Origin of the sequence: Cupriavidus basilensis, assembly GCF_029335485.1 — a bacterium.
Classification (GTDB): domain Bacteria; phylum Pseudomonadota; class Gammaproteobacteria; order Burkholderiales; family Burkholderiaceae; genus Cupriavidus; species Cupriavidus basilensis_E.
On record NZ_JARJLM010000248.1, the window covers coordinates 1 to 3,672 of the forward strand.

Consider the following 3,672-nt stretch of genomic DNA (forward strand, 5'->3'; position numbering starts at 1 on the left):
CGCAACAGACGGCGGTCTCCTAGCAAGACGGGCCCTCCTCGGGCCCGTCTTGCCGGCAATACATCCAGAGCGGTCTCCGCTCTGGATGCGTTTCGACCGGAGCCTTTCGTGCACCGGCCCAACCGTTGCAAAGACAGATCATGATCAGTTCGACCGAACCGCTGCTGCCGACAATCGCCTCCCTCCCCGCCACCCCGGTGCCCGGGACAGCGAAGTCCACCGCGACCGCTGGCTCGAATTCGAATGCGGCAGGATCGAAGCCGGCAGACGGATCCCATACGGCCGGCAGCGCCGAACTGGACAACGCGCTCAAGAGCCTCAACGACGCCTTGCAGGCCACTCCGCTCGAGGTACGCGTCAGCATCGACAAAGCCACGCACCGCATGGTCACAAGCGTCGTGGACAAGGCAACCGGCGAGACGATCCGCCAATTCCCCTCAAAAGAAGTCCTGCGCATTGTCCGCGCCATCGACAAGCTGCAGGGCTTGCTGATACATCAAACCGCCTGAACGGGCGATCCGCCCTGTCAACACAAACCACAGGTACGTATCATGAGTTCTACGAGTGCAACGAGTTCGTCGACCAGCGGCTCCCTGGTTTCGTCGCTTGGGGTTGGTTCCGGGCTGGATCTGAGTACCTTGCTGACCAATCTCAAATCGGCGGAACAGCTCAAGCTCACCCCGATCACCGACCAGCAGAGCGCGGCCAGTACCAAGCTATCGGCCTATGGCGTGCTGCAGGCCGCGCTGGCCTCTTTCCAAACTGCCGCCACCACGCTCGGCACGACCAGCCTGTACAACGGCACCACGACTTCGTCGAGCAACACCAGCGTGCTCACCACCAGCTCCGACAGTACCGCGGTGGCTGGCAGCTATGCAGTCAACGTCTCGCAGCTGGCGCAATCGCAAACGCTGGTCTCGAACGGCGTGACCGACAGCACCGGCCAGCTGCTGGGCAGCGCCACCATCAAGATCCAGCTTGGCACCACCGCCACCTCTGGCGGCACCACCACCTTTACGCCCGGCAGCACCGCGGCAACGTCGATCAACATCAACGGCACCAACGGCACGCTGAGCGGCATCCGCGACGCCATCAATGCCGCCAATGCCGGCGTCACCGCCAGCATCGTCAACGACGGCAGCAGCACGCCCTATCACCTGGTGCTGACCTCGAACAGCACCGGCGCTGCCTCGAGCATGAGCATCTCGGTCAGCAGCAGCGGCAGCGGCGACCCCACCACCATCAGCAACCTGTTGACGTACAATCCGGGCGGCACGACAGCGATGACGCAGAATATCGCCGCCCAGGACGCCAAGCTGACTATCAATGGCCTGGCCATCAGCAGCGCTTCGAACACCGTACAGGGCGCGGCCCAGGGCGTTACCCTCAACCTGGCCACCACCGGCACCAGCACAGTGGGCGTGGCCAGCAACACCGGTGCCATGGCTACTGCCGTGCAGAGCTTTGTCACCTCTTACAACACACTGCAGAGCACGACGGCCCAGCTTTCTGCCTACGACCCGAGCACCAAGACCGCCGGCGTGCTGCTGGGCGACTCTACCCTGCGCGTGGTCGAGAACCAGCTGCGCAACGTGATCAACGCACCGCAGACGGCCACCGGCACCAGCAGCCTGACCAACCTGACGCAGATCGGCATCAGCTTCAACGCCGACGGCAGCATGTCGCTCGATTCGAGCAAGCTGAATACCGCCCTCACCACCAACCGCACCGGCGTGGCGCAGCTGTTCAGCGGCACCGACGGCAAGTCCGGCTACGGCAACCAGCTGTCGGCCGCGGCGGCAGGCTTTGTCTCCACCACCGGCGCCCTGACCTCCGCCACCGACGGCGTCAACGCAACGCTCAAGTCGCTCGCAACCGAGTACACCACTGTGTCGGCCCAGATCGATGCCGCCGTGGCGCAATACCAAACCCAGTTCCAGAACCTGGACACGTTGATGGCGCAGATGAATTCGACCAAAACCTACCTGACGCAGCAGTTCAGCTCCTCCTCAAGCAGCTCCACGGCCTGAGCGCGGCTGCACTTCCGCACCCATCAAACCAAACGCAGGGATCGCCGCTATGTACGCACGCACCGCCGCCAACGCTTATTCCAACGTCGGCAACGAGACCGGGGCCATGAGTGCCTCTCCCCACCGCCTCATCGTCATGCTGTTCGACGGTGCGCGGGCGGCGATCGCCCGAGCCAGGTTCCACATGGAAGCAGGCAATATTGCCGACAAGGGCAAAGCCATCTCCCACGCCATCAGCATCATCGAAACCGGGCTGCGCGCCTCGCTCGATCACGCCGCCAGCGCGGACCTGGCAGGCAACCTCGATACGCTTTACGAGTACATGACCCGGCAGCTGATGCTGTCCAACCTGCACAACGACGACAACCGCCTCAACGAGGTGGACAAGCTGCTGGCCAATATCGCCTCGGCCTGGAGCCAGATCGATCCCGCCGCCGCGGCGCCGGAGCCTGCCAACCAGGCATTCAGGCCGATGGAAGCCGTTTCCATAGGAGCCTGACATGCTGAAACAGAAGAAGCCATTGATCGCCTGCTACGAAGAACTGCTGCGCCTTTCCGGGCTGATGTGCGAGGCCGCCCGCGCGGGCCAGTGGGAGACGATGGGCGCGCTGCAAACCGGCTATGTCGCCCAGGTCAACACCTTGAAAATCATCGACGACGTAGCTTCGCTGACTGCCGACGAGCGGCGCTACCGCTACGGGATGCTCGAAACCATCCTGTCGCAGGATGCCGCCATCCGCAACCTGGTGACGCCCAAGCTGGAAGAGCTTGGCCAGCTGCTGAACAATTCGCGCCGCCGCCAGGACCTGCATCAGGCCTACAGCGCCAGCACGCCTGCCTGACACGCTGAATGGTCGGCATCAACCTCCCGCCGGACGCGGCGCTTGCCCTGCGCGCAGACCCGCAGGCGCTGAAATCCGCGCTCACCGTTGCCAAGCTGGCCGCGCTGCAGCCCGTTGGCACCGTCACCGACACCGTGGGGCCTTCCGCGGGCGGCAATACGGTGCAGCAGGGCCGTGCCGGAATGGTGGGTACCGGCACGCCGCTCGCCCCCGACGGCGCAACGACCACTTCCGCCCGCGAGTCGCTCAGCACGGCGGCGCGCGTCATCCTGGACATCCTCGACAGCACCGACGCCGTGCCGCTGCGCGGCGCCGCGCCGCTGGTCGCCACGCCGCCGGGCAACGGCCAGGCCGGCGCACTGGCCAGCGCACTGGCCCGCCAGGTGGGACAGAGCGGACTGTTCTATGAATCGCATCTCGGCCAATGGCTGAATGGCACGCGCCAGCTCGACAGCCTGATGCGCGAGCCGCAGGCCATGCTGGGACGCCCGCCCGCGCCGCCGACCCCGGCCAGCACGGACAGGAACAGCGCGCAGCCTGTGCTGCAATTGACCTATGAGCCGGCCGCCACCCCCACGCTTGCCACCGCTGGCGCCGCCAGGGTAGCCGCTGCCGCGGTGGCGGAGTCCACCGGCCTCGCGCTCCCCGAGGAAGGCGCCGGCACGCCGGCGCAAGCGCCGAAGAATACGGTCACGTATTCAGCGCCGGCCCCCGGCCCTGCCGCCACAGCGACGGCAGGCCCCGCCGCGAATCCGCCCACGCCCTCCGCGCACCTGGCCCAGCAGGCAACCCAGGCCTAC

Annotated in this window: 4 protein-coding genes and 1 pseudogene; all 5 read left to right on the forward strand. The window is 65.8% G+C overall.

Features of this window, described 5'->3' with window-relative positions; all coding sequences use genetic code 11:
- Positions 1-140: 140 nt before the first annotated feature.
- Positions 141-509: a flagellar protein FlaG gene (locus tag P3W85_RS14180; protein WP_276265249.1), complete on the forward strand. Its 369-nt coding sequence runs from the start codon at positions 141-143 to the stop codon at positions 507-509.
- 42 nt (positions 510-551) lie between these two features.
- Positions 552-2,030 (forward strand): flagellar filament capping protein FliD, encoded by a 1,479-nt coding sequence (gene fliD, locus P3W85_RS14185; protein WP_276265250.1) that lies wholly within the window; start codon positions 552-554, stop codon positions 2,028-2,030.
- Positions 2,031-2,079: 49 nt separating this feature from the next.
- Complete coding sequence (fliS, locus tag P3W85_RS14190; RefSeq protein ID WP_276265251.1) at positions 2,080-2,529, forward strand: flagellar export chaperone FliS; 450 nt, start codon at positions 2,080-2,082, stop codon at positions 2,527-2,529.
- Between the two features lies 1 nt (position 2,530).
- Positions 2,531-2,872, forward strand: a complete 342-nt coding sequence (locus P3W85_RS14195; RefSeq protein ID WP_276265252.1) for a flagellar protein FliT — start codon at positions 2,531-2,533, stop codon at positions 2,870-2,872.
- Between the two features lie 8 nt (positions 2,873-2,880).
- A pseudogene (locus tag P3W85_RS14200) lies at positions 2,881-3,672 on the forward strand (flagellar hook-length control protein FliK); the annotation flags it as partial.

What these genes read in the sequence shown, in the direction of transcription:
- P3W85_RS14180 (WP_276265249.1), top strand. Translation starts at nt 141, where the DNA reads ATGATCAGTTCGACCGAACCGCTGCTGCCGACAATCGCCTCCCTCCCC.
- fliD (WP_276265250.1), top strand. Translation starts at nt 552, where the DNA reads ATGAGTTCTACGAGTGCAACGAGTTCGTCGACCAGCGGCTCCCTGGTT.
- fliS (WP_276265251.1), top strand. Translation starts at nt 2,080, where the DNA reads ATGTACGCACGCACCGCCGCCAACGCTTATTCCAACGTCGGCAACGAG.
- P3W85_RS14195 (WP_276265252.1), top strand. Translation starts at nt 2,531, where the DNA reads ATGCTGAAACAGAAGAAGCCATTGATCGCCTGCTACGAAGAACTGCTG.